20 protein-coding genes are annotated in these 26,698 nt (G+C 52.0%); 7 read left to right on the forward strand and 13 right to left on the reverse strand.

What is annotated here, in order from left to right; all coding sequences use genetic code 11:
• Positions 1-35: 35 nt before the first annotated feature.
• From ABA45_RS06265 to ABA45_RS06275, 3 genes are all read right to left on the reverse strand, one after another.
• Positions 36-1,673, reverse strand: coding sequence for a FecR family protein (locus tag ABA45_RS06265; RefSeq protein WP_227506149.1), 1,638 nt, complete (start codon positions 1,671-1,673; stop codon positions 36-38).
• A complete protein-coding gene (locus ABA45_RS06270) occupies positions 1,663-1,935 on the reverse strand; it encodes a hypothetical protein (protein ID WP_048384776.1) in 273 nt (90 codons plus the stop codon). The genes ABA45_RS06265 and ABA45_RS06270 overlap by 11 nt, the downstream gene beginning before the upstream one ends.
• 117 nt (positions 1,936-2,052) lie before the next feature.
• A complete protein-coding gene (locus ABA45_RS06275) occupies positions 2,053-4,227 on the reverse strand; it encodes a DNA topoisomerase III (RefSeq protein WP_048384777.1) in 2,175 nt (724 codons plus the stop codon).
• A 181-nt stretch (positions 4,228-4,408) separates the two neighbouring features.
• Between ABA45_RS06275 and ABA45_RS06285 the strand changes: the two genes are divergently transcribed.
• Together ABA45_RS06285 and ABA45_RS06290 are read left to right on the forward strand one after the other, a co-directional pair.
• Positions 4,409-4,759: a BolA family protein gene (locus tag ABA45_RS06285; protein ID WP_048384779.1), complete on the forward strand. Its 351-nt coding sequence runs from the start codon at positions 4,409-4,411 to the stop codon at positions 4,757-4,759.
• A complete protein-coding gene (locus ABA45_RS06290; RefSeq protein ID WP_048384780.1) occupies positions 4,756-5,376 on the forward strand; it encodes an L-threonylcarbamoyladenylate synthase in 621 nt (206 codons plus the stop codon). Before ABA45_RS06285 ends, ABA45_RS06290 begins: the two co-directional genes overlap by 4 nt.
• 12 nt (positions 5,377-5,388) lie before the next feature.
• Here the strand turns inward: ABA45_RS06290 and ABA45_RS06295 are convergent, their stop codons facing one another.
• A complete protein-coding gene (locus ABA45_RS06295) occupies positions 5,389-6,042 on the reverse strand; it encodes a hypothetical protein (protein ID WP_048384781.1) in 654 nt (217 codons plus the stop codon).
• Between the two features lie 276 nt (positions 6,043-6,318).
• Between ABA45_RS06295 and ABA45_RS06300 the strand changes: the two genes are divergently transcribed.
• A complete protein-coding gene (locus tag ABA45_RS06300) occupies positions 6,319-7,932 on the forward strand; it encodes a methyl-accepting chemotaxis protein (RefSeq protein ID WP_048384782.1) in 1,614 nt (537 codons plus the stop codon).
• Between the two features lie 26 nt (positions 7,933-7,958).
• Here the strand turns inward: ABA45_RS06300 and ABA45_RS06305 are convergent, their stop codons facing one another.
• A complete protein-coding gene (locus ABA45_RS06305; protein ID WP_048384783.1) occupies positions 7,959-9,041 on the reverse strand; it encodes a YeiH family protein in 1,083 nt (360 codons plus the stop codon).
• Positions 9,042-9,157: 116 nt separating this feature from the next.
• On the opposite strand from ABA45_RS06305, the gene ABA45_RS06310 reads away from it, so the two are divergent.
• Positions 9,158-10,066, forward strand: a complete 909-nt coding sequence (locus tag ABA45_RS06310; RefSeq protein ID WP_084708282.1) for a LysR substrate-binding domain-containing protein — start codon at positions 9,158-9,160, stop codon at positions 10,064-10,066.
• Between the two features lie 14 nt (positions 10,067-10,080).
• Here the strand turns inward: ABA45_RS06310 and rnk are convergent, their stop codons facing one another.
• A complete protein-coding gene (rnk, locus tag ABA45_RS06315) occupies positions 10,081-10,464 on the reverse strand; it encodes a nucleoside diphosphate kinase regulator (protein WP_048384785.1) in 384 nt (127 codons plus the stop codon).
• Between the two features lie 442 nt (positions 10,465-10,906).
• Positions 10,907-11,548, reverse strand: coding sequence for a DUF938 domain-containing protein (locus ABA45_RS06320; RefSeq protein WP_048384786.1), 642 nt, complete (start codon positions 11,546-11,548; stop codon positions 10,907-10,909).
• A gap of 153 nt (positions 11,549-11,701) precedes the next feature.
• On the opposite strand from ABA45_RS06320, the gene ABA45_RS06325 reads away from it, so the two are divergent.
• Together ABA45_RS06325 and ABA45_RS06330 are read left to right on the forward strand one after the other, a co-directional pair.
• Positions 11,702-12,865 carry an ADP-ribosylglycohydrolase family protein gene (locus tag ABA45_RS06325; RefSeq protein WP_048384787.1) on the forward strand — a complete coding sequence of 388 codons (1,164 nt, stop codon included), beginning with the start codon at positions 11,702-11,704 and terminating at the stop codon, positions 12,863-12,865.
• Between the two features lie 40 nt (positions 12,866-12,905).
• Positions 12,906-13,571 (forward strand): membrane protein, encoded by a 666-nt coding sequence (locus ABA45_RS06330; RefSeq protein ID WP_048384788.1) that lies wholly within the window; start codon positions 12,906-12,908, stop codon positions 13,569-13,571.
• Positions 13,572-14,141: 570 nt separating this feature from the next.
• Here the strand turns inward: ABA45_RS06330 and ABA45_RS06335 are convergent.
• From ABA45_RS06335 to ABA45_RS06360, 6 genes are all read right to left on the reverse strand, one after another.
• Complete coding sequence (locus ABA45_RS06335; protein ID WP_084708283.1) at positions 14,142-15,428, reverse strand: glycine betaine ABC transporter substrate-binding protein; 1,287 nt, start codon at positions 15,426-15,428, stop codon at positions 14,142-14,144.
• A 16-nt stretch (positions 15,429-15,444) separates the two neighbouring features.
• Positions 15,445-18,096: a molybdopterin-dependent oxidoreductase gene (locus tag ABA45_RS06340; RefSeq protein ID WP_048384789.1), complete on the reverse strand. Its 2,652-nt coding sequence runs from the start codon at positions 18,094-18,096 to the stop codon at positions 15,445-15,447.
• 59 nt (positions 18,097-18,155) lie between these two features.
• Positions 18,156-20,858: a molybdopterin-dependent oxidoreductase gene (locus tag ABA45_RS06345; RefSeq protein ID WP_048384790.1), complete on the reverse strand. Its 2,703-nt coding sequence runs from the start codon at positions 20,856-20,858 to the stop codon at positions 18,156-18,158.
• A gap of 8 nt (positions 20,859-20,866) precedes the next feature.
• Positions 20,867-21,127, reverse strand: a complete 261-nt coding sequence (locus ABA45_RS19285) for a Rieske (2Fe-2S) protein (protein WP_227506150.1) — start codon at positions 21,125-21,127, stop codon at positions 20,867-20,869.
• A gap of 324 nt (positions 21,128-21,451) precedes the next feature.
• A complete protein-coding gene (locus ABA45_RS06355) occupies positions 21,452-22,801 on the reverse strand; it encodes a cytochrome-c peroxidase (protein WP_053076130.1) in 1,350 nt (449 codons plus the stop codon).
• A gap of 9 nt (positions 22,802-22,810) precedes the next feature.
• Positions 22,811-23,935, reverse strand: a complete 1,125-nt coding sequence (locus tag ABA45_RS06360) for a cytochrome-c peroxidase (RefSeq protein WP_048384791.1) — start codon at positions 23,933-23,935, stop codon at positions 22,811-22,813.
• Positions 23,936-24,280: 345 nt separating this feature from the next.
• Here ABA45_RS06360 and ABA45_RS06365 point away from each other — a divergent pair, with 345 nt between their 5' ends.
• A complete protein-coding gene (locus ABA45_RS06365) occupies positions 24,281-26,677 on the forward strand; it encodes a HEAT repeat domain-containing protein (protein ID WP_198147070.1) in 2,397 nt (798 codons plus the stop codon).
• Positions 26,678-26,698 lie beyond the last annotated feature (21 nt).

The following is a 26,698-nucleotide window of genomic DNA, read 5'->3' on the forward strand; positions in this document are numbered from 1 at the left end:
AGGTCACGCTGCATACATTGATGCCTATTCAACCGTCAATCGATATATATTTCCCTTGCCGGACCCCAGCGGCTTGCCAATGGCCCGTCAGAAAGTGCTTTTAGCCGCACAAAATACCGCTTTCCGGGAATCAGGCGCAAGCCTGCATTAGTTCCCGGTATATCTGCTTCCTTGATAATCGGATAAAAATCCGGGTCTGCAGAAAGCTGCAAACGATACTTGGTGGCTGTTTCCACTGATTCCCAGAATATTCGCACCTGCTGATCCAAGTAGTTTATTGAGATGATTTTCACCGGTGGCAAACTGCCGTCAATGATCAGACCGTGGACGTTGCTGGTGGCAGTGGAGTCGCCGCCGGCTTCGGTTTTAACCCGCCAGTAATACTGGCCGGGAGACAGTTGTTGCGATAGCTGCGCTTCGCTTTGTTGTGCCCACTCGCTGGTTGCTACCAGATTTTCGAACTGCGGCGTGGCTGAAATCTGAATTTGGGCGATTTCGTTGTCGCCGTTTAGGCCCCAGCTAAATTCGGGCTGATTGGTGGTGGTCTTGCCGTCGATAGGCTCTAACAATTTGGCGGCGCGGGCTTGAAGGTCAACGTTGAATGGCACAACCGCAGGCAAACCCGCTATGCCCTGATAGTCTAATGCCGCGAGCTGAATTTCATAGTGGCCGTTGTTCAGCCGGCTTATGTCAAAACGGTTACCAGCCAGTGTGCGACTGTCTACCCATCGCCCGCTGCCGGTATCAAAAATATCCAGCCTGTGAGTTTTCGCAAGGCTTTGCCATTGTAGTTCTGCGGGCAGCTTACGCAGAATGGCCGGCAGGTTGGCAACGGTGGGTGGTGGTGCAAGTTTGTACAGGCGAGCATCGCCGCCGTGCTGTGTGGTTACGTGGGCGCCATAACCCGCTGGCACGTCTACGGAGTGCCCCTGTTGGCCAAAATGAACGTCGCCATTAATAACCTGCAAATTCGTGCCCCGATCGTTTGCCTGAATCGCAAACTGAGTGCCATCCACCGCGGCTGTTGCCGAGGGAGTCTCAATTTCGAAACGGCTGCCACCGCTGACCACTTCCTTTACGTTGGTAAAAACTTCGCCACGATTCAGCCTCAAGCGGGTATCAATCATGCCTGGCTTGCCAAACTGGGTCATGCGGTTAAACGCCAGTCTAGAATGTGGTGACAGGCGGATTTCAGAGCCTTCGGCCAGGGTGACAGTGGTGTTACCGGAGCCAGACAGTAACTCGTCACCCGCGCGGATCAGTGTGTTTATAGTCAGTGGCCGGCGCTGGCCGTTGCTGGTTAGCAGTTGTACCCGACCAGATACAGAGGTTGCACGGGCGGGCTGTGGCTGGTGTTTTAACCAGTTCATAGGAATGCGCATCTGCTCGCCTGCTACCGGCAGCAGAGCGTCGTTCAGGCTGTTGTGTTTTAGCAATTGCTGGGCGTTGTGGGGTGGGGCCAGTAACTGCGTGGCTAGCTGCTGAACGCTGTCGTCTTTTTGCAGGGTGTAAACCCATTCAGCGAGTGCCGTGCCCGAGCTGTTTGCGGGCACACCCGAGCCCATCGCAAGGGGCAAGTGGGCTTGTAACGATGTGTTGTAAAGTAGCGTAACTAAGAGCAGTGGTAAAATACGCACGACTAAAAGACTACTACGCAGCATTTTATCCGTCATAGGCTGCCATCACCTGCGCTGGCACTGCAGCTTTGTATAGCTTTTGGTCTTTACGGCTTTGTGCTTGCTGGCTGCGATGCGACAGGCCGGACATGCCCGAAATCTGACAGTTCAGCACCAGTAAATCGTTATTGTTGTGCAGTACAACACTCAGAAAATGCTGACCTGTTTCGAAAGCATCGCAACTCTGACGGCGTCTGCAAATAATGCCCTGTTCATGCTGAGATTGCTCCGGCCCATCCTCAAGCAACGCAATGCGCATCTAGCTCTCCTGCAACAAGTAAGTGGCTGTTCAGCAAGCGGTCTTCCGGCGTTATTTGTTCTAACGCTCGTGAACTCTAAATCAGTGTCGCAAAATCCGGCATCGGGCTCCGTTCCATTATATAGCCGGTTTTGTTGGCAGGTCAGGTTTTCCGTTTACATCATTTACTGTTTGACGGCAGGCAGGGAAGGAGCTGCAGCCCCAAAACCAACCTTTTTTACTTTTACGCCTGACCAAGGGCGAAAAACAGAATGGGCAGGGAACCGGTTTTTGGCTGCTACCATCTTCTGGACTGTGGTCCTCCAACGGGCGGGTGCCTTTGCAACCCGGGTAGCGGCCGCAGGCGTAAAAGGCGCCGAATTTGCCCTTGCGCTCAACCATGCCTGCGCGGCACTTGGGGCAGTGTGGGGCATCGGGGTTGGTCGTTACCTCGGCCGCGTCAGGAGCTAGCGGTAACGGGCAACCAACAAATCCCTGAATTTCTTGTTTCAGGGAATCTAGAAACTGTTGCGGCTGCGCGTCGCCGCGATGAATAGCTTCTAATGTGGCTTCCCAAACGGCGGTGCGGTCGGGTTTGCTGACAGAGTCTGGCAGCGCGTTTATTAAGGTTTTACCCTTATCGCTGGCGCGGATGTGGCGGCCATCACGAAATAGGTAGTCGCGCTTGAACAGGGTTTCCAGAATAGCGGCGCGGGTAGCTTCGGTGCCCAGTCCATCCGTTTCGCGCAGCGTTTTTCGCAGTTCCGGGTCGTCAACAAAGCGCGCGATGTTAGTCATTGCTGCCAGCAGCGTCGCGTCAGTAAAGTGTTTGGCGGGCTGGGTTTGTTGCTGCAACACCTGAGTGCCGTCACACAGTACCGGATCGCCGGTGCCCAGCCGAGGCAGTGCGGGTTTTTCAGATTTGGTTTTGGCGTCGCGCAATTTCAGTTCAAGCGCTTTCCAGCCGGGCTGTAAAACAGTGGTTTCTGAGGTGCGGAACAGGTGGTCGCCTAACGTTACTCCCAATTTGCCCTCGCGATGGATGGCATCTGCTGCAAATTGCATTAAGTAATAGCGACTGATCAAATTGTAGATCTGGGCTTCTTTTCTAGATAGCGTGGCACCCGCGTTACTCCGGCTAGTGGGAATAATGGCGTGGTGGGCGTCCACTTTTTTGTCATTCCAAGCTGCGGTTTTTCGTTGTAAATCGGCTGTGTTGCAGGCGTCGGCAAGGTCGGTATCGACCTTGCCGACAGCGCTTATAACCTGCTGACGTTGATTGTAATGTTCCAGCGGTAGGTAACGGCTGTCAGATCGTGGGTAGGTAATGAGTTGGTGGCGTTCGTACAGACTCTGCGCGGTATCCAGCACTTCTTTAGCGGCCATGCGGAACAATCGACCGGCTTCGATTTGCAACGCCGAAAGTGACAGGGGCAGTGGTGGCGGCTCTGAGCGGTCGCGAAAGCGGGATTCGCAGATTTTGCCTGGTCTCCCCTCAACCGCGGCGGCGACCTGTTCCGCTGCGTTGCGATCCAGCAAGCGGTTTTCGCTGTCCAGCAGGTGCTGGTAATCTTTACCTGGCACCCAGCGCGCGCTAAAAGTGCGGGTGTCAGAGTCTTCTTCCATGCCGTGAAAATAGGCTTCCAGCGGGAAAAAGTCTTGGGGCTGAAACTGTTCAATGTGCTGGTCGCGTTTAACCACCAGGCCTAACACTGGGGTTTGCACCCGGCCAACGGAGTAAACGCCCTGCTGGCCTTTTGTTTGATAGAGCAGAGTATAAAAACGGGTAAGGTTCAAGCCGTAGAGCCAGTCTGCGCGCTGGCGTGCCAGGGCCGAATCTGACAGCCGGAGGAAGTCACTGTTATCGCGGGTCTGCTTGAGTGCTTTGGCTACCGCGGCAGGGGTTAAATCGTTAATCAGCAGGCGCCTTACGGGCGCATCCGTGCCCACGTAGCGAATCACTTCGTCTACCAGCAGCTGGCCTTCCCGGTCCGGGTCACCGGCGTGGGTGATTTCGCTGGCTTTGCGAATCAGCGATTTCAGTACGTTAAGCTGGGCGGCAACGCCGGTTTTCGGAGTGAGCTGCCATTTTTCCGGGAACATCGGCAGCTGGTCGGCGCGCCAGTTCTTCCAGGCCGGGTTATAGCTGGCGGGTTCGGCGGGCTCCAGTAAATGGCCGATACACCAGCTGACCGTAACCGCACTGCTGCCATTACCGCAGCGAATCCAGCCCTGACCTTTTTGTTGGGGTTGGGGCAGGGCAGCGGCGATGGCGCGGCCAAGGCTGGGTTTTTCGGCTATATAAAGATGCATGGTGTTCCCGTTTGGCTTGAAACTGACGTGGAGTGCGAATTTAAGATTGAATTTAAGAGTGGCCCGCTACCCGTGTTCGCTGCGAATGTGGCGGTTCGCCGCAACGCTGTCAAGGTTGTCGGGTTTAGCGATGGATATATAGTAGACTGTTGATATACAAGCAACGAAGAGTGAGTGAGTGATGGACGTGCAGAAAACAATCGAGGCCAAGTTGAGCCAGGCTTTTGATTCCCAGGTGATGATGATCGAGAACGAAAGCCACAAGCACAACGTGCCGCCTAATTCGGAAAGCCATTTCAAGGTGACCTTGGTATCGCCGGCATTTTTGGGGCAATCAAAGGTGAAGCGCCACCAGGCGATCTATCAAGTGCTGGCTGCAGAGTTGGCTGCTGGTGTGCACGCGCTGGCTATGCACCCTTTCACGCCTGAGGAATGGGCTGCACAAAATCAGTCCACACCCGATTCCCCAAACTGCTTGGGCGGCTCAAAAAATGACCCTGGGGCAAGCTTCAACAAGAGGGCTGATTCATGAGTCAGTTTTTTCAGATTCATCCGGATAATCCGCAAAAGCGCCTTATTAATCAGGCGGTGGATATTCTTCGCAAAGGCGGCGTTATTGCGTACCCGACCGACTCGGGCTATGCGTTAGGCTGCCATTTGGGTGACAAATCTGCTTCTGATCGTATAAAACGCATTCGCAAGCTGGACGACAAGCACAACTTCACCTTGGTTTGCAGGGATTTGTCAGACATTGGTACTTACGCCAAGGTCGACAACACCACCTACCGTATGCTGAAAACCTACACGCCCGGTGCTTACACCTTTATTCTGGATGCCACCAGCGAGGTGCCACGGCGTTTGTTGCATCCCAAACGCCGTACCATTGGCGTCCGTGTTCCTGACAACGCGGTTGTGCACGCACTTTTGGGCGAGTTTGGTGAACCCATCATGAGCAGCACGCTGATACTGCCCGGCGAAACCGAGCCAATGACCGATCCAGAAGACATTCGTGACGCGCTCGAACACGAGTTGGATTTGATTATTGACGGTGGTTTCTGCGGTATGGAAGCCACCACGGTGGTTAATTTCACCAGTGGCAGCCCGGAAGTGACACGGGTAGGCAAGGGCGACCCGTCGCCGTTTCAGTAAATTTATTCCAGATCAGGCCCGAGCGTTGAAGCTCAACGCGTAATCCCGGGCTGTGTTGGCAGAGGCCACTGACACAGCTTCGGCGTTGCGGCGCAGCGAGTCGTAGCGGTGCACCAGATCTTGCAGGCCGTTGAACTGCTGGTTCTCGCTGACCAGTGTGTTCAGTAGCGAGTTGCTCACGCCGTAGGCTTTTCCCAACTTCAGAGCATTGTCCATAAAGTGCAGCGTAGGTTCGTTTACACTCATGCGCCGGAACGCATCCTGAAACGCGGTGTTTACGTTCAGGTCTCCGGCAATGCGTGCAAACGCCGGGTTCTGGCCTTTGCCCTCTACCGCGATGTTTCCCTGCCTGTCATTTTTGATGTGAATCGCCGTTGCCGGGGGCATGTTGTACTCGGCAAGTTTGTGCCGCAGCGTTTCTCTTATAAAGGCAAGATCTTGCCCGACGCTTTTCTTATAATCCGTAATCGCTAGCTTGCTTACCTTGCGAGTCGAGTCGTCTTCTTTGCTTTCAGAAGGTGTGAACCGGTCTGCCCCGGACTGCGCGGTTAGCTCTGCATTGCCTTGAACGCGGCTGCCAGTACTAACTGAAGGAGCAGGTTGACGTTTTTCCAGCGCCGTGTGTAATTCGCTGCCGGCACGAAGCAGGGTAGACAGTAATGACATGGCGGTGCCCTCCGGCTGCAGTGTTGAGTTCGGCGCACAAGCTTTGTCGCCACTGTAATTACACAAGCAAGTAGCGGGCCAGCTCGAGTTTAACGTGATTGTACGTTAAATTGACTTGGGTCAAGTGAGTCCCAAGGGTTTTGCGGTAGGTTCATTGTTTTTGGCCATCACCCTTAACAAGCAGCACCGGTTGAAGTTCCTGATTCGTGCCCCCCCCCCCGTCTTTGCGGCTTGAATTCTCGTTGTCGTCGAAACCATCAACAAGCCAGGTTAACTATGAAAAAACACTTTTCCATTCGTTTTATGCTTCTTTTAGCACTTGCGACGGCATTTTCACTGGTGCTCGTGTTCACCGTATTTTTTAGCGCACAGTCTCAGCGTGAACACGTGGAAGAATTCAGCCACAAATATGTAGACGGCTTGGCGAAATCTTACTTTGATGCGCTCAACACGATGATGGTGACGGGCACCATGAACAATCGTGAAATTCTGCGTGAGAAGGTGATGGCGCCGGAAGACGTGCTGAACGTGCGAGTAGTGCGCAGCGATCACCTGAATGAGGTTTTCGGCAGCGGTAACGTTGCAGAACAAATGCGCGGCCCACTTGACGAGAAAGCGTTGGCAGGTGAGCGTATAGAGCGCTACTCAAGCAATGAAAGCGGCCGGGTTTACACCTTGATTGAACCGGTGATTGCGAGAGCAGATTACCAGGGTGTGAATTGCTTGGGGTGCCATCAGGCTCGGGATGGGGATGTGTTGGGTGCCATCCGTATCGAATATTCCATGGCTGAAACCGATGCACGGTTGCAGGCGCAGTTGCTGACCAGTGCTGGCAGTCAGGCGGTTCTGTTATTGGGGGTATTTGCAATTACCGCATGGGTGTTGGGGCACTTGGTGTTTTCGCGCTTGCGCCGTTTGCGTGACCGCATGGATGAAATATCCCGTAACTCGGATTTGACCCTTGAGCTGGATGTGGTGCGCAATGATGAGATTGGCTTGGTGTCCAATGCGTTCAACCGCATGATTAGTAAAATGCGAGACAGCATGAACCAGGTTATGGTGAGTGCCGAGCATGTTGAGCAAGCCGCGCGTGATATTGCTAGCAAGGCCGGCGCCAGCGAACGGGAGGTGTTAAGCCAGCGCGACAACACCGATCAAGTGGCCAGTGCGACTACGGAAATGGCAGCATCAGCGCTGCAGGTGCGGGAAAGCGCCATTACCACCACGCGAAAATCGGTGGCTACGGCCGAAGCAGCCGGGCTTGGTGAGGAGCTTGCGCAAAGTGCGGTTGGCGGCATTGAAGCACTAAATGTCGAGGTGCAAAACGGTGCCCAGCGTATTGAAGCTTTGAACCAGCGCACCGCGAAAATGACGACGATGCTGGAGACCATTTCCAATATTGCTGATCAAACCAATCTGTTGGCATTGAACGCGGCTATTGAGGCCGCGCGAGCTGGCGAAGCCGGCCGCGGATTCTCTGTGGTTGCCGATGAAGTGCGGGCTCTTGCGTCGCGGACCCAGGTGTCTACGGCTGAGATTCGCGACACGATAAACGCCCTGAAAGAAGAAGTTGCGGGTTGTTTTTCGACCATGCGCGGTGCGTCAGACCGTGCCAGCCAGCAGGTAGATTCCATTTTGAAAGTACAGGCCGAGCTGAAAATCATCGCCGAAGCTACCCGCGAAATTACCAGCCTGAACCAAGGAATGGAAAGCGCCGCTAACGAACAAAGCAATGTGTCTGACCTCATCAATCAGAACGTGATTGAAATCAGTCGGTCCGCCGAGCAAACGACATTGGAAGCCCAGCAGACCGCGCAAATAGCGGCTGAATTGCTGGTAATGGCCGAAAACCTGCGCCAGACAATTGATCAGTTCAAGCTTGTACCATAGGCCACTGAGCCTTGGTTAGAGATGGCTTAGCTGATCAGCAAACGGTTTAGGACATAGCCGCCAACTGTCAGGAAGGCAAACAGACAGCCGGCCAGTATCAGTGGGCGCAGTCCCGCACGTCGTATTGCAGATACCTGTGTGCTCAAGCCCAGTGCTGTCATCGCCATGGATAGCAGGAACAGGTCGACATGGCGAATGGCGTTGGTGGCCATAGAGGGCATGGCAATCACAGAGTTAACCGCCGCCGCCGCCAGGAACAGAACCGCAAACCAAGGAATGACCAACTTCTGCCGTTCCTTTTTGCCAACGCCGGCGTTTGCACTGCGACTTGGCAGGCGTATGTTGGCCAGAATAAGCAGGAACGGCGCCAGCATCATTACCCGCACCATTTTTTCAATAATGGCGCTGTTGGCCGCTTCAGTGCTAATTGCCTGGCCCGCAGCGACGACCTGCGCAACCTCATGAATGGTAGAACCCACGTAAATACCATACTGGTGCTCTGTCATATTCAATAGCGGATACATCAATGGGTAAAGAAACATGCTGATGGTGCCAAAAATTACCACCGTTGCGACTGCGACAGATACCTGATCGCTTCTGCCTTTAACCACGGGCTCGGTCGCCAAAACCGCCGCCGCACCGCAAATAGAGGCGCCTGCGCCGATTAAAATGGTCGTTTCTTTTTCCATCTTCATCCAGCGCCGGCCAATCAGCTGCGCCATCGCAAAGGTAGAGGCAATCATTGTAGCGTCCAATAACACGCCGTTAACGCCAACCGCGCTGATTTGCTGAAAAGTGATGCCAAAACCATAAAGAATAATGCCTAGCCTTAGCAACAAGCCCTTTGCCAAAAATATGCCATTGGCCAGAATAATGGGTTGATTGCGCAGAACCGTATTGCCCGCCACAATACCGAGAACGATTGCCAGCGTAAGCGGGCCCATGCTCATCCGCTGAAACCAAGATTGTTGGGCTAGAAAAAACGCTGCGCCAGCCAACGTAGCTACTAGCGCAAGACCCGGCACAATCTGCTTTTTTGGGGATTCTGCTGCTGTGCCTTTTGTGATTTTTGTGTCTGCTGCCGCTGTTTGTTGCTCTGCAGTATTCACCAGCGTTCTCCGAATAACATTGAGATAACGCTACCTTACGCCCACGTTATGACGTGATCGAATATGCTTTTATTAAACGCTTATAAGCTGAGGTTATAGTGTTAAATCTGCATCTAATGAGGATTTTTTATACGGTGGTGCAGGAAGGCAGTTTTTCCGGCGCGGCTACTGTTTTGCATATTAGCCAGCCTGCGGTATCTCAGGGCGTGCGTGAGCTGGAAAGCCAGCTGGGGCTGACGCTGGTCGATCGTATGCAGTCGCGCAAAAGCCAGCATAGTCAAAAAGTTCAGCTGACCGCCGGTGGTAGCGCGGTATTTGATCATGCTCGCGGTATTTTTGCGTTGGAAAAAGCCGCCGTGGATGACATAGAAGCCCGGGTAGGTGCGCATATTGGCAACTTGACACTGGGCGCTAGCACCACCGTGGCCGGTTATTGGCTGCCGGCGGCGATTGCCGAATTTGCGCGCCGGTATCCGAACATTAATATGAAGGTGCGCGTGGCAAACACTCGGGTAATCAGCGAATGGCTGTTGGATTGTCAGTTGGACCTGGCGATCGTTGAAGGGGATGTGGAAGACCCGCGAATTGAAAGTCGCCATTGGCGTGATGAAGGCTTATTGCTGGTGGCCGGCACGGAGTGGGCTCAAGGCGAAGGTGCTTTGGAGCGACTGAACAGTGGCTGCTGGGTTCAACGGGAAGAGGGGTCTGGAACGCGCTCTGTTTGCGACCGCTTACTAGCAAGCCTGGGAATTATACCGAAAACTACCTTGCAGATAGCGTCAAACGAGGGCATTGCTCGCTGCGTTACCAACGGCATGGGTTTTGCGCTTTTGCCCAGGGTGGTCGTCAACGAATTGCTGGAGTTGGAACGGTTACAGGAAGTGGCGCTACCCGGCGCTGAACAGTTGAGCCGGTCACTGTGTGAATTACGATTCCGTGACCGTCCTTTGTCGCCATCGGCCCAAGCGTTTTCTGATATTTTGCACAACAAAGCCTGGGCGATAAGTGGGGGCGCCGATTACTAAGGCGCGGGGCAAACCTATTTCTCGCGCTGGACCGAAATGATCTTCAGGTGCAGGTCTTTGCGACCGCGCACTGGCCATTTGATGGATTCGCCCACGCTCAGACCTAGCAGCGCCGAGCCAGCTGGGGCCAGAATGGATATTTTACCGTCGCCGTCGCCCATTTCGTGGGGGTAGACTAGGGTTAATTGGTGCTCTTTTTTACTGTCTTCGTCTTGAAAACGCACAGCTGTATTCATGGTAACCACTGTGTCGGGTATATCTGCCAGCGGCACTAGAGTTGAACGGCTGAGCTCTTCATCCAGCGCCGCAGCAGTTTCTGAGTGGCCCTGTTTTTCAATCATGCTAGACAGGCGGTTAAAATCTTCTTCAGCAACCAGAATCGCTGGCAATTCAGACATCGTAATCTCCAGAGAATAAAAAGTATAAAGCAACGCAAAGATCGAACGTCGAACCTGACGTTAAAAGAGCGGGTTCGGCGAACAGTAAGAAAAGTGAAAGAGTAACTTTACACATTAGCCTGGCGGAAAATGCAAAAGTATAAACAGTTCAACTCGAGAAGGAAATCGCTCCCAGCAGGACCTTTTACGCGGGAATACAGTGAAATTTTGGCCTGTAAAAGCTTGGAGTCAATCTATAACCTTTTGCCAACTTCCACAAGCCTTGCATTGTTGAATCTATGACTGGTTCTGCGGGGAAAATCGGAACTTTATCGTTCGACGCCAAAGCACAGCGGAATAATTCAGATGTCTACATTATGATCGAACTCACTATTCTAGCGCTGGCGCTCAGTATGGACGCGGTCGCAGTTGCTGGGAGGCGCTGTGCACATTTTGATTGGCTTTAAAGCGCTTCTGGTTCGGTGGTTGTGCGCCACACCAGCAGCTGATTGTTGGCGGGCATGGTGCGGTCTTGCGCCAGAACCATACCGTGGCTTTGTGCCAGTTCGATCAGGCTCTCAATATTGCGAATGCCCATGTGCGCCGCGTGACTTCGAAGGTGCTGGTCAAAACTCTGATTGCTGGCGCTGGTAAAGTCGCCGTTGTATTTGAACGGCCCGTAAAGACAGAATTGCCCGCGCTCTTCGTTCTCCGGTACGGCTGAATCCGCCAGGCCTCTGCCCACGCCCGCAAACATCGCCTCTACTTCGTGCCAGGCCATGATGTGGGCGGTGTTAGCTGAAAATACACCGCTGAACTCCATCAACGGCCAAGGCTCCTGGCTCACATTCAACGCAATGGGGTTGCCAATATTGGGCAGCCCGGCATCGATCAGCCAGGGCTGGCACAGTTGGTAATGATTGGGATGGTCACTGGTCTGCCAATAAAGATGGGGCAGGTGAGTGGCGAAGTGCACTGCGTGTTGCCCCGTCCCGGTGCCAATTTCCAAGACGGTGGTTGGCGCTGTGAAAACCTGTCGCAGTGTGTCGAGTATCGGTCCCTTGTTGTTGTCGCAAGCTTGAGAAAACGGCTTCTTCGGATGCATAGTTTGTCCTTATGGGCGTTGGCAATAGAGCGATCTGACCAATCTGTAAAGATACATCGCAGGGCGAAGGGCGTAAAAGCAGTAAGCGCACTCTACAACAATGCCACTTATCTTTTTCACAGCAATGGCACTTAACTGAAGGAATTCGATTTTATGACCTCATTCCAGCTTTCGCTGATGCAAGAGCGCGCTCGCGCCGCACTTCAGAATTTATTTATAGCTGACGCCTTAGCTATGCCTGTGCACTGGTATTACCGGGTGGGCGATATTTTCGCCGCGTTTCCAAACGGTGTTAGCGCTTTTGATGCGCCGCCAGAATGGCATCCGTCGTCTATTATGTCTCTGCACTCTACCGCTCAGGGTGGCCGCAAGGCCGTAGCCAAGGCGGCGCCAGATGTGGTTGGCGACGTCATACTCAAAGGCCGCCGCCAACACTGGGATCGCGCGAACGTGCACTATCATGTGGGTATGGCCGCAGGCGACAACACCCTGAACGCCCACTGTGCAAGGTTACTGATGCGCACCTTGGCAGAGGCTGAACAGAGCCGTGGCGATGCAGAGGGTGTGGGAAGTGGCGCAGAGAATGCTGGTAAAACGCAGAGTAGTGCATATAGCGTGGATGATTTTGCCGCTCGCTACGTCGATTTCATGACAGCCGATGCGCCACAACATCCGGACACTTACGCTGAGTCTTACCATCGTGGTTTTTTTCACAACTACGCTCAGGGCTTGCCACCGCGCAAATGTGGAGCTGTAACTCACGACACAGCCTCTGTCGGCGGCTTGGTCACCATTGCGCCGCTGGCGCTGCAAAGCCTGTTAAACGGCCTTTCATTAGAACAAGTGCAAGCGCAATGTCGAGAGCATTTGTTTCTAACCCACCCCAGCGACGAGTTGGCGTTGATCTGTGATGCATACGTAAGCCTGGTAGCGCAGCTGTTGCTTAGGCCCGACGGCGATCAGCCCACCAATGAGCAACTGCTGCAATCTGTTCCGGCGCGCACGCGCAAAGCACTATTGGACGTGATTGAAAAGCAGGCCCCAGATTCCGACGTGGTGGGCCGCATGCTATCCCCAGCGTGTTATATTTCCGACTCCTGGCCGGCGTTGTTATACTTTTTGTGCCGCTACCGCGATCAACCACAACAAGCCTTGCTGGCCAATACCAATGTCGGTGGCGACAATGTTCATCGTGGGGCTGTGCTGGGCGTTCTGTTGGGTTTGTTGCGCGGCCAAAGCGAGCAAGTGTGGTTTTCGCACTTGGTAGATGCAAACGCAATTGATCAGGAAATTCTGCAACTGGTGGCCACGAATTGATCTGGTCGCGGTTGCCACACCATAATCTTCAAGGCCTTGCATGCAACAGCGACTGATTCATCGACGCCTGACATTTTTTCTCCAGATTATTTTGGTAGCCGAAATACTGGCCGCCATCTGGCAGCAACAGTGGCTTGCGATGGTGCTTACCATTGGCATTTTGCTGATTACTCTGGCGCCTCTGCTCATTGGTCGTTTTTTTCATGTTTTTATACCGCCTGAATTTGTGCTTCTTGCCATTCTGTTCGTGTTTGCGTCGCTGTTTTTAGGGGAGGTGCGCGGTTACTACACTCGTTATTGGTGGTGGGATATTGCCCTGCACACCAGTTCTGGCTTCTTATTGGGCATTGTCGGTTTTTTGCTTGTGCACGTAATGAACGAAGTCGAAGATATTAATCTGCACATGCGCCCCGGTTTTGTCGCGTTTTTTGCTTTTCTGTTTGCCGTGGCCATCGGTGCCTTGTGGGAAATCTTTGAATTTGCCATGGACACTGTATTTGGTATGAACATGCAAAAACCCATGCTGGGCGATCCCTCAGGCCTGACCGACACCATGTGGGACCTGATCGTAGACACTCTGGGTGCGCTGGTTATCTCGATTTTGGGCTATCGCTATGTCAGAACCGGTAAGAACGAATCGTTTCTGGAGCGTTGGATACAGGATTTTGTAAAAGGGAACCCGAGTATGTTCAATCGGGATGAGTAGCATCGGTGTGACTGCTACTGTCGTTATTTTGGCGGACGTCACTATTCGGGGTGGTTAGAGATACACAACAGGAGTCACTAATGCGCAACATTACGAACAAAATGATTGGTCAGGCTTTGTCCGCCGCAACAACCCTAACGCTCTCTGGCCTAAGCGCTCCCGTTTCGAAGCTGTGAATGGCAGCGTGGTGGTGAGTTATCGGTTTTAAAACATACGCAGGTAAAGCGCCGATTCTGCAAAAAAACTAAACCGTTGGCTGAACCCGGACCGCGCAATGGCAGAGGGTTGATGGACTTCTGATACTACCAACTGAGTGATGGACGACGATACCGTGAAGAGCCATTTATGGGGTTTGACTTTTCGTTATCGGCAGAGGGCTCCATCGAGTGGTGTCAATGGCAGGTATGTCAAATAAGCGGTCATTTCTACCTGTCAAAAATGAAGGAGACGATATAAGGGGATGTTTCGATAAATTCAACAGAATTGTCATTTTCTGATTTTTTAATTATTGCTTTTTTGAAAGACGGGGGCGTTCAAAACTTTGAATTGTTTGAGCGCCCACCTAGTTTCTTACTGTGACAGAATCCACGTTACCAGCGTTTCAGTGTCTGCATCGCTAACACTAGGGTTAGGTGGCATTGGAACTTCGCCCCAATTACCCGCACCTCCGTTTTTAACTTTAGCTACCAGTGTCGCAACTGCGGTTTTATTGCCTTTGTACTTGGCTGCAATGTCTTTAAATGCAGGGCCAACAATTTTATTTTCGATTCCATGGCAGGCCATACAGTTTTTGCTTTTTGCTAGCGCTGAGGCATCGACTGTTACAGCAACTGTAGTAGCAGCCTCTGTTTTTACGGCCTTTGTCTCATTGAGTTTGACAGAGCCAGCACAAGTTGGCATCCATTGCTTCCAAACTGCCTGGTTTTCACTAATCCAGCGGTTTGCGGCTTCCTCCGGACTCATTTCATCGACTTCGGCGTAAGCGGCAGCGGCACTAATTTGGTCGTTATTGAAGTTGATGTTTTTAATCAACTCAAATCCACATGACCATTTTTCAGGGAATTCGCTCCAAACGGCTTTTTTCAGCCATCCCTTTTTGGGGTTGCCACAATCGTGTTTGAGTTGGGGGTTTTCGCCCCATCCAGCATCCGTTTCGCAGTTTTCGTGAAACTCCGGAAATTCCACAAACTTACCGGAGTATTTGCTATCGGTCCAATTGGGTGTCCAGTTGTATACTAGGATGGGCCTTTTATCAGCAATTGCTTGGTCTAGTTCCGCCCTTAAGCTTTGTCGATTAATCACATTAACGACTTTATAGTTTAAACCTAGAGCCTCAATGCGCTCGCGGTCGGGTCTTTCCCAATCTGTTGGGCCTGCTAAATAACGTCCTAGTGGTTTCGTTTCAGGAGTACTCAACTTGTCGGCACACTCATTCAAAGCCTTCCAGTCGGGCAGCCCCGGGCAAACCTCTTCTAGATAATCTGGATACCACCACTCTTCGCGCGTTATCGATTGGTGAGATCCAGCGTCAATTATACGTTTTCTGGAAACTTGACGTTCAAATGGCGCTTCCATCGTTCCCTGCCAAACTTCGACCTGATAATGCAGTTTACCACTACCCATCAGGGGGAACTGACGTTGTGCATCAGCTTGATGATATTCGACGTTATAACCGATTTGCTGCAATAGTTTACCGCTAACATTCGCCAATACACGCTGACTAGCCCAGTTATTCAGCGAGATTTTTATTGGCTCGGCTGACTCACCTGCCTGAGCAACTGTAGAGAACGAAGCTAAAGAGGCAAGGCATCCACTTAGAGCAATTTTTAATAGTGGTTTTGTATATTTTCTACTCATGTTTATGCTCTCCTTATCACTTCGCATCTTTGGCATGTTTAAACAAGAAATCTAGGACAGTCTTACGCTCATCTGTGTTCAATCCTGCGCGTGGGAACATACTTTGAGTGATACCTTCCCATTGCTTCTTAGTATAATCACTAGGCTCACGAGGTACATGACACAGTGTGCAGCGATTATAAAAGAGCTTCTCACCCGGCGTCATATCTGCGCCTGCAGATGACTTAATCTCCCTGGAACGCGTAGCTATATCCAATGCAGTAATATCTATTACTGCATTTGAGTATAAAACTTCGGGTGGGTGATAAGCCATATTTTCGCCTTCAGGGTCAGTACACTTCTTAACCCAAGCAACACAAGTATTTGCTGCAGTAGCCTGGCTGAGATTGCTACTTGCTTGGCTTGAGGTAAGAATGTTCACCGCGCCACTATTACAGCGACCCTTGCTGTCTAGCGATAACCACACACCCTCCTGGATGCTGAGTACGCCTTTCATAATTTTATCCCATACCTTGGCACCACCGATTAGCGCGCCGCGATCGTTATACACTTCAATAAGATCTCCATCTGTAATACCACGCTCTGCCGCGTCTTCGGGATTAATGAAGATGAACTCGCGTCCTTTGATATTATCAATGTGACGGATTGAGGCATTCGCCATCTGAGAGTGCAAACGCATACGTGGATGCGGACTGACGACGTGCAGCTGGCCCTCTTTTGCATTGCCTAAATATTCAAACGGCTCCATCCATGTAGGCATTGGTGGGCAATCTTCAATATTGAAAGCCGCGATGGCATCGCAATACATTTCTATTTTTCCTGAGGCGGTGTGCAATGGGGTTTTGACTGGATCTTTATAAAAGTCACCATGGCGAACCCAGTGTCGAGCTTCTTCTGGTACTTTAACCGGCGCAACGCCTTTTTCCCAAAACTCTTCAAATGGCATCTCGGCAGAACTATTTTTGTAAGCGCGCTCAATAATTTGCATGACGCTAAAGCCTTCGGTAAAGCTCTGCTCGACTCCAAAGACTGCGGCTAAACGGCGGAAGATTTCGAAATCGTCCAGACTTTCGCCAACAGGCTCGATAACTTGACGCATAGCGTAGATTTTATCGTTACTGTAAGTTCCGCCAGAGGTAATATCATTGCGTTCTAAAGAGCTAGTGGCTGGTAATACAATATCTGCATATTGCATTGAAGCAGTCCACCACGGATCTTGACAAACAATCGTGTCGACTTTCTTGCGTAAAGCAAAGATCAACTCATTGGTATCTTGCTGATGGCTTAAGTAGTTCACACCCGCGTTGTAGATCATTCTTACCCGAGGATAATTATATTTTTGTCCATCGCGATAGAAAGGCGCACCAGGGTTGGTTAACATTTCGGTGATACGTGAAGCAGGGCAGCGGGTTTTAACCGGGTTACGACCTTGTGGTAGACCGGTAGGCATAGTGCCTCCAGATTGTGGCATTCCACCGCCACCGTAATGCCAACTAAAGCCAACGCCTTCACCCGGTTTACCAATCTTGCCGGCTATAGCGGCAAAGTTAATGATCGCCCAATGTGTCATTTCACCGTGGCTAGCACGTTGTAACGACCAAGCACCGGCAAACTGAGTACGTTTACTAGCAAATAATTCAGCCATTTCAACAATTTTTTCAGCTGGAATACCTGTAATTTCAGATGCCCATTCCGGCGTTTTCTCAAAGCCATCATTGCTGTCTTCGCCCATTAGGTATTTTTCTACCTTGTCGAAGCCTACAGCATATTTAGCCAAGTATTTTTTATCGTGTTTATTTGATTTAACCAAGTGGTAAGACATAGCGAGGAATAAAGCGACATCGGTATTTGGTATGATCTTTACCCACTCCGCATTCATTGTATCGTCGGTCAAGGTTTGTTGCGGGTTAATACTGACAGATTTAACGCCCGAATCCCGGATTTGCTCCCAGCGTGGATACATCTGGTGATCGGCAACACGGTATTCAATACGATTATTCTTAGTTGGGTCAACGCCTACCCACACAAATACTTCGGTATTATCGCGAATTTCTTCCCATGAGGTTTGCGCGGAATAGACTTCCATATCGCCAATGATATGCGGCAGACTGATTTGTGATGCACCACCCGAATAGTCGCCCGTGGTGGTGGTGCAACCGCCGATTAATCCGAACAAGCGACCTTGTAGTACGTTCGGGCGCAATGCACCCGCGTGGCTCCAACCGCCATAAGAACTACTGAAAACCGCTTCGTTATCATAACGCTCAACGGTCTCTAGAACGGCGTTTGCGGTTAACGCAAGCGCTACGTCCCAACTGACTCGCACAAAAGGCTCTTTACCGCGCAACTCGGGATGAATAAAACCACCGACATTCTCCAAATAAGATTTTCGCACCATCGGGTACATGACACGTGTACGGTGATAGGTGCGGCTTAGTACACCTTCGGTAAGCATCTTGGTGGGCATGGCGTCGATGTCTTTTAACGGCTGAACCCCAATGAACCTTCCATTTTTTACCACGGCCTTGAATGGACCATAGTGCGAAGCATGCGGGATTAACACGGTATCATCACCAAAAACTGCAGTGGCGCTGAATAAGGTTAAACCGGTGGCGTAAGCGGCAGTTGCGGCTGACGCTTTAAGAAACTGACGACGCGATACAGACATACAATATTCCTCAGTAATTACTCGGATACTGACAAGCTCTCTGCCGAGTGCGAGGAGTGCTAGACGATATTTCTAGGTGCGAACGAGAAGCTTCGGAACTCTTTCTTGTAAGCGGACTCGCCGATTTTGCGCACCTTGGCAACACCCATTTTGAAGTTATAGTTACCGCTAATATTGTCGACCACGCGAACGGTCAGCGAGTTACTGGGCTGGCGCATATCGAGCATGTTGGCGTAAAGCACACCTTTTTTGACAGCGGGAGTAACAATCGCAACTGCTGTTACTGCTGCCGTGTCCAGCTCAATATGTCCTCGCTCCATCAACGTGCTGAATTGAAAGTGGCTCTCGTCTATGCCGAGGATCGTATCCTTGAACACTGGAACTCGATCTGAATACATCATAACCCGGTCCCCTGCTTCGATACCCCGCGCGGCTGCGTCATCAGGATGAATTTCCACCCAGTTTTCTGGCCAACGTTGGGCGGTGTATGCTCGCCGCTCGACGTCATCGAAACCGGACTGCCAGATCTCATTGATTCGTCCGTTGCTGAACCAGAGCTCATCGGTTTTCGGTTGTAGCCACTCGTGAAGATCACTGAAGAGGCCCCATGGGTGCTTCTGAAGGTTGATCTTTCCCGTTTGCGTGTTAAATCCGGTCAGTTTCTTACCAAGCACGTTGGCGCCTACAGCGCCGTTTGTCAGCCCCATTTCTTCTAGCCGCTTGGCGTCCGTTGCCAAGGCCACATCGTGCAGACGCTTGGTGCCAACCAGCTTGCCGGTATCGTAGTTGTAGAAAACCGGTCCCTGGATGCCATCGGTACCGAATTCACGCATCTTTTCGTGAAGTGTCTTGCCTTCCTTATGGGCAGCAACTTTCACCATGAAGAAATCTTTTCGGCTACCTCGGGTGAAACGAGCCGCTTCCTCGGCTACTTCATTGCTGTTTTCCCAGTCAAATCCATCAAACCCCATACGTTGGGCCAACTGACTGATGATCCACCAGTCCGGACGTGCCTCGCCGGGCGCATCATTGAATTTCTGGTAGAGTCTCAGCCGCCGTTCACCATTAGCCCGGATAAAGTTTTCCTCACCCCACCCAGCGGCCGGGAAGACAATATCAGCGAACTTGGCACCAATTGGGTCACGCAGATAAATATCCTGATTGATAACCACCATGCCACCGGAATCGCAGCGTGCTTTAAGTGTTTCAATGATCCCCTTCTCATCGTAGCTATGAACCTGATTCGGATTTGCGCTGACTAGCTCCCAAAATTTGCGCTGAAGCCCTTGCGAACCCGCCATCGACTGAATCCAGGTAGTGCCGATAACATGAGCGAATCTCGTGTGGCCTGAATAGGTCCAACGATCCGTGTCAAGCGCGCGGCGCCGACGCCCGGGAAGCTTTTCGGGAGACTTGTTGCGCGGCAACTTGCCGCCAGAGACTCCACCACGTTGATGGCCACCCAAGCGGCCGATAACTTGTCCCTCTCGTCCTCCCGTGCCAATGATAGTGGCAAGTGACGCTACGGCGTTGGTATTGGCTGTGTTGTTCGACCAGTAAAAGCCCTTTTCAATAGCAATGGACGCTTTTGGTCGCTTGCCATCCTTTGGCTTCGCAAGCATTTCAGCTGCCTGATAAATTTTTTCTACGTCAATGCCGGCGTAACGGGCTGCGTAATCTGGGTCGTACTCGTCCTGTTCCTTATTCCAGGTTTTGTAGTCCTCGAACCCATCGGTTTGGAACAATCCCCAAGTGGTGCGCCACTGCCAAGGGGTGTTGCGTGTGCCTTGACCAAAACCGGAGCTGGATTCAAATTTGCTGTTGACCCACTTTTGGATCCATTCGCTGTCCTCCCAGCCATTTTCCATAATGACCCGTGCAATGGCTCCCACTACCAACGTATCCGTGCCAGGATAAACATCCAGAATTAGCGCACCTTGCTTTTTCAGCCAGGCTATTCCGGCGGTTTCCCTAGGGTTGAGTATGATCGTCTTCATACCCCGGCGCACGGCAGGCATGATGTACTGAGTGAAAAGTATGGTTTTTGTTTCGTATGGATCTGTCCCTGCAATCATCAGGACGTCCGCTGAACCCCAATCATCAAAACTGGGCCCGAAATTGTCAAAACCTGCGTCCCTGAAACCGGGGGTAGAGGTGACGTCAGAAGGCGTGTCATGAAACGCGAAATTAGGCGTATTAACATGCCGAAACGCGTATTTAGTGATGGCATAAGTGTTTTCAATGTACTGATATGAGTATGTCTTGATGCCATAAGCATCAGCACCGTGTTTATCCAGCACGTGCCTGCCAACGGCAGCCGCGACATTAAGTGCCATGTCCCAGCTGACTGGCTGCAAGGTGCCGCCAATGCGCATCAGAGGGCTTGTCAAACGATCCCGTGTCCCAGTTGAGGGGTTATAGACCTTTTGAGCAATGAGGCCACCCCGCATACTGGAATCACCGTTTTTGTTAACCGCGTTGGTGTCTTTGTCGGGCACAACAATGATGTTGTGGGGTTTGTCGTTGTGCATCACCACATTATGCTGAGCGGGGGCCACCCAAGACTGCAACGGAGCACTCGGAAACGCGATACCAAACGCGTTCTCTTCAGCTTTCATTCCACCGCCAGCCTTTTCCAATGGCCAGCGGTATACCTTAAAGCCACAGGCTACAACGCAGTAGTCGCAGGCGGTGGTTAGCACATCCGCATCGGTCGGTGGCAGCGGAGCTTGATCTTCGGGAATATAGAACTTTGTAGTCATCGTGATTCCTACCCTGCGGAAAGGTTGTCAGTACGGCCAAATAGAAGCCCCATGATGCCAACGGCATAAATCTCATCGCCATCCAGCTCTAGCAGGACCTGAGGAAGACTCTCGTAGGCCTGACCAGACACAATAATGCCGTGCCGACGAACATCGAAAAGCGACAGATGGAATGGGCATTGGCCCAAGGTACGGTGATGAGGGCCCGTTGCTTTGTAAGTGCCGTTGAGTGGCCCCCCCCTGGTGGGTGCACATATAACTGAAGCCAACAACATCACGCTCCGAACCTATACCACCGCCGCACTGAACCCCTGTTTTGACCAGCATCGACTGAGTATTTCTGCCGTCATCGGGGTAATTAAAATCGACCGGTTGGTTGTCCTTCAGCTCACTTAAGCGAGCGACAAGCTTACGCGGGTAACCTGTTACCCTGGCCGGAACCGATTTGGCTTCAGCGGTTCCCGGGAACAGAGACACGCTGATCGTGCTGGCTGCAACCGCTGCGGTGCTGCCGTAGACCAGAAGTTGACGACGGGACAGCATGCATTTGCCATGGGCACGCGCCTCTTTATGGGTGTTGTCCTTGGACACGCTCATTTTGAAGCCTCCAACAGTTCTTGTTCAGTGAATAAAGGAGCGTAATCGGGAAGTTCCGGCCTTTCCATTGTCAGTCGCTCGCCGCTGAATGCTCCGAGAAACGCAACTAGATCGGCTTTTTCCTGAGGTTCGAGCCCAAGTGGCTTGATTAGTGGGCTCTTGGTTTGAGAGAAATCAGTGGTACGCCCGTCCTCGGTAACACCACCCCGGTCATAGAAATCCACGACCGCCTCCAGAGTTGGAATGGTTCCGTTGTGCATGTAGGGCGCTGTGTATTTTGTATAACGCAGGCTTGGAGTTCGGAATACTCCCTTCATGGAGGGAATCTTTCCCCGGAAGTAGGCGCCAGGATCCGCCTTGAGATCACGGTACAGCGTTTCAGATACACCTTTGCCATACAGCTCGAAGCGGAAGGTTATCTGGGCAAGGGCATCATTCTCCCAGCGCGTCTGGGGAGGAACACCGGTGTTGTAGTACTTCTCATCAGACGCCAGTGCACCATTGTGGCATTGTAGACAACCTGCTTTGCCTTCAAACAAGGCTTCACCACGAACTTGTTGCTCGGTCAGCGCTGTCTCGTCGCCAAGTAGGTAACGGTCCAGCGGGGTATCACGTTGCACAAGGATTCGTTCGAAAGCGGCGATTGCATTCCAGGCGTTGGCAAGCCCAGGCCATTCGTCACCAAACACAGCCCGGAATCGTTCCCGATACTCAGGAATGATGGCCAGACGGGCCTCCATCATGTCTTCCTCACCGTTTCCGGCAACAGCGCCTCTAGCGGCGCTTCGAGCCTGAGCTTCAAGAGATTTTGACGATCCGGCCCAGAATAGTTTTCCGTAGTACGCTGAGTTGACGATGGTTTGACTGTTTCGCCAGTGCACAGTGCCTGGATAACCCATACTGATGTCGGTAGGAAAATCCCAGCCGGTTGAGGGAAGGTGACACGCGACACAGGCGGTTGACGTATCTCCACCAAGACGTCCGTCGAAGAAAAGCAATTTTCCGAGCTCGACTTTTTCGGCTGTCATCAGATTGTCTGCCGGCACCGGAACAGGGCCAAGAGCTGCCAAAGGAGGAACAGTACCTGTCTCAGCTCCCGGTGGGTCGTAATCCATAGGCAACTGTTGTGTTGCATGCTTTAACATTTTAACAAGTGCGCCGGTGCTTACGGAGGTCTGTGAATTTGCCTGAGCTGCTGTCTCAGCCTGCTTGGCGTTCAACTCCACACAGGTTACGGGCCCGGCAATTAACAACATGGTGGTCGCGAAGAATGAGATCCTGATCTGCCGTCGCGCTTGTCCGCCGTTGCCGGCCAACATGGATATTGGTATCGCTTTTATGTTCACGAGGCCTCCTTAATTGGACGTTTTGCGCCAATTGGTCATTGGTTGGTAGCTGAAGTTCTTGTTTTCCAGCACGAAATCGGCAGTTTCCAGAGAGTCACCGGAAAGCGATTTTAGAAAATTCACAAGATCGCTCTGCTCCTTGGTGGACAGTCCCAAAGGCTTCAACAAGTCACTTTTTCGCGTATCCGCTTCGCCTCCAATGTTATAAAACGCAACAACCTCCGGTAGGGTCTTGATCATCCCGTTATGCATGTAGGGCGCTGTGTAGGTAAGTTCCCGAAGGGTCGGGGTCATGAACTTGCCTTTGTCACTACCGTCCACTTTATGGGATTGAACATGCGCGCCCAGATCCCGTTTGATGTTCATCAGGTTTTCATTCCCCATGAACTTGTTATAAGCGAGAAAGGCTTGGTAGCGGTCTGGATCCAGAAATACATCAAGATTCTCTGGAACGCCTGTATTGTGGGCCTTGCCGTCGGAGAACAGCGGACCGGTATGACATTGCACACAACCGGCTTTGCCCTTGAAAAGCTCAAAACCACTTTTTGCCGAGGGCGATAACGCCCCGTTATCAAAACTGCTATTGCGGGATGTCAGGGTCTTCAAAAATTCCGGTATGGCTTTGCGAACCAGTCCATTGGATGGCTCAGCCCCGTAGACCTCCTTAAACATGCTTACATAAACGGGATCTTGCTTGAGGCGTTCCTGCATTAACCTCATATCCATGTTCATCAGATAGCTTTCGGTGATCATTTCTCGGGTAACGTCGTTCAGGTTGGTTCCCAGGCGGCCGTCGTGCATCCAAGTTGTCTTCAGCGCAGTGTTGATTAACGTGGGTGAATTGCGGAAATGTCCATTCCCGCGGTAACCCGGAGATAACGAGTCTGGATGAGAAAAACCGTGCTCAGGTTGGTGACAGGTGGCGCAAGAAATAGAGGCGTCGCCTGAGAGTCTTGCGTCGTAAAACAATCGCTTACCCAAATCGGCTTTTGCCGAATTCACCTCCGGAGTTTGTAGCGGCGTCCCAGGGGACATTGTTTCGGCGGCAAGTGAAGTGGTGCCCATCGAGAGCACCAAGCTCACTACCCCCGATGATAGCCGCATGAGTATTTTCGAGATTGGTATCAATTCCATGAATTTCTCCTTTGTTAGGTTCGCCCTCGATCCAGTAAATGCGAATTTCATACCACTTAAATAAAAATTTGAATAATCCATTGCGAACAATGCCTTGAGCATGATCTCTGGATTTTCAAAGGCAGAGTCCTCGCCTCTGGTCGCACGTTTTGTTTAATCCGGATCAAACGAGTTGAATGATTCGTTCAAATTACGCCCACTTACCGCGTACGCGTCCCTCAGGCAAAACGCTATCAACGCACCAATACCCTGAGTTTTCGCAAATTTCGTACAGCTGGTACGAATAATGCTGCATCTTTCCGATATTGTTTCACTTCACTCGTAAAGGTCTCGGGAATGCGCGCTATGAACGTATCCAGTCTTCCTCGCAAAGCGTTAATACCAGAACTGTTAAATCTTTTGAAAGAAGGCCTCCCCGAGGAACGCGTCGATTGCGCTAGATTGCTGGGGCGTTGGAAGCACCATGAAGCAAAAGAAGCCCTGCAAGAGTATCTGGGCGACCCGGAAGAAGAAGTGTGTGTTGCCGCCGCCGAGGCCATGGGATCCTTCGCAGATCCGTCGGTGATTGAACTGTTGGGGCAAATGGCCCGTGAACATCCAGACGGCGAAGCCAGAATTGCCGCCGTTCGGGCACTGGCCCGCATAGACGCTCCTGAAGCGCATGCCGCATTGCTGACGCTGATCAACCTGGCAGAAGCAAGCGAGGGGATGGAAGAGGGCTGGAATCATGCTTGGGATGTTCAGCGGGAGGCTATTTCTCTTGTTGACGGATCGCTGGCACACAAAGCAGTCCCGACCTTGATGGATTTGTTAATAGAGCAAGAAGCGGATGACCTGGAGCCAGAAATACTTGAAGCGCTTGCACGATCCGGTTCCGCAGCAGAGAACGCCTTTTGGCAGTTGCTTTCACATCCGTTGCCGCGATTACGACGTCGCGCTGCCCGGGCGATAAAAAAGTGGCAGAACAAGTCTGCCCCCGTGATTCTTTTTCGATTTCTACGAGACCAGCACCCCCAAGTCCGGATCGAGGCGTTGTCAAGTCTGGCGTTCAGGACCGAGACCGCCTATTTCCGTGACATTCTTCTTTGCCTGGAAGATCGGGATACAGGGGTTCGAAGCGCAGCGATTAGTGCTATACAGACCATCACTGACAAGCTCGGCAAACAGGCGCTTGATGAGATTGGCTCAGACAGATTGAAGAAATTGTTCACAGACGATGACCCTCGAATTCGTTGTCTGGGTTGGCATTTACTCGCTAGACAAGACGAAGCTATTGAGGAAGATATGGCGCTGTGGCTTGAGCAGCATGTGGAAAATCTTCATTCTGATGAAATAGTGACTGCACTGGGTGCGATTCCACAGCTTGCTGTAAGCCGTCAATGGCACCGCCGGGTATTCGAGATGTTATGGCTCAGATGGGGCCGAGAAAGTGCTGAGCTGGCGACAGCCATGGCAAGGCAGTGGCAATGTTTACCCCTGGATGAAACGGATGGCGATAAGTTCCTGGAGCTATTGGCAGCGGAACAGGCCTGTGTGCGCCTCGCCGCCATTAACAGCCTGGTACAGTGCACAACCGGTCAGCAAAAAGCTTTGGCTGTTCATTGGCTCGGAGACATCTTGCATGGAGAGCCGGACTTACTTTCCCAGCCTTCAAATTCGAAAACGGAGCAGGCGGATGATGATCGTTTGATTCCGCTCCGTGACGAGGATGCTACCAGCGCAGATGACGAGTCTTCATTAATTCAGCACATTATGGATCGGGAGTATCCAGAGCACGATGACGGGCATTCCGAGCCGCTCATGCACGCAAGTGAAGCTCCAAGATCAACTCTTGATGCAGTCGCCAGAGCCAACATAGACGAAAACCTTGCAACAGCAATTCAGGAAAACGATCAGGACAGCGAGCTGGAAAACATGCTGACCGACTTGCCGGGAGAAATGTCCGCGTTTTCACAGGTGGTTCGCGAGCACGTCGAAGCTGGCGACAGATTGTGCCTCACAGGCCGTAAAAAAGCGGATTTTCCAGACGCGTCCAACGCTATCTTGGTCATCCGGGCCCTCGGTGGATCTGACTCTGGTTTCGCAGTGAGATGGCTTCGCGAGCACTTGCTGACGTCTGACATTGGTGTGCAAGCCGAAGCAGTCAGTAGCTTAGGACGAATCGCACAGCGGCGCCCTGACCTTGGTGAGTTAAGTAGCTGCCTTGGGCCCCTTGCAACACTTCTCACGGCTGCCCCCCCTGCTGTTAGGGCCGCCTGTGCCAACACCCTCGGTTCTCTTGGCCATCCAACGGCCTTGCCGTTGCTGCTCGCGGCTTTGGAGGATACACATGCTCCTGTCAGGGTGGCGGCTATATCCGCCGTTGCTTCTTGCTTGTCCACGCAGCAAGCCGAGTTCGAACAACGGCATGATGTTGTTCTGGAAAATCTGGAATCTCGACAGGTGTTCGATAGCTTGCACCAAGCCCTTAAGGACCCTGAACCGGAAGTTCGTGCAGCCGCCCTGCGAGTTCTGGTCGAAAAACGTGGAGAATCGATCCGCCAGTTGCTGATCGATACTGCGTTAAATGACCCTGATCTAACCGAGTCGGCCAGTCGATTGTTGGCGCGCATGGAGCCGGAAACAACGGTTGAGAAACTGGCGCCCATCGTCAAAGAGTCAAATCGGGTAAGGCGTTCTGTTGCTCTACGTTTGTTGCTTGAAATAACAAAACGTGAATTTCACCCGGAGGCAATATGGTGACTTGATTTGCGTCAAGTACGC

This window comes from Marinobacter psychrophilus (assembly GCF_001043175.1).
GTDB lineage: Bacteria > Pseudomonadota > Gammaproteobacteria > Pseudomonadales > Oleiphilaceae > Marinobacter > Marinobacter psychrophilus.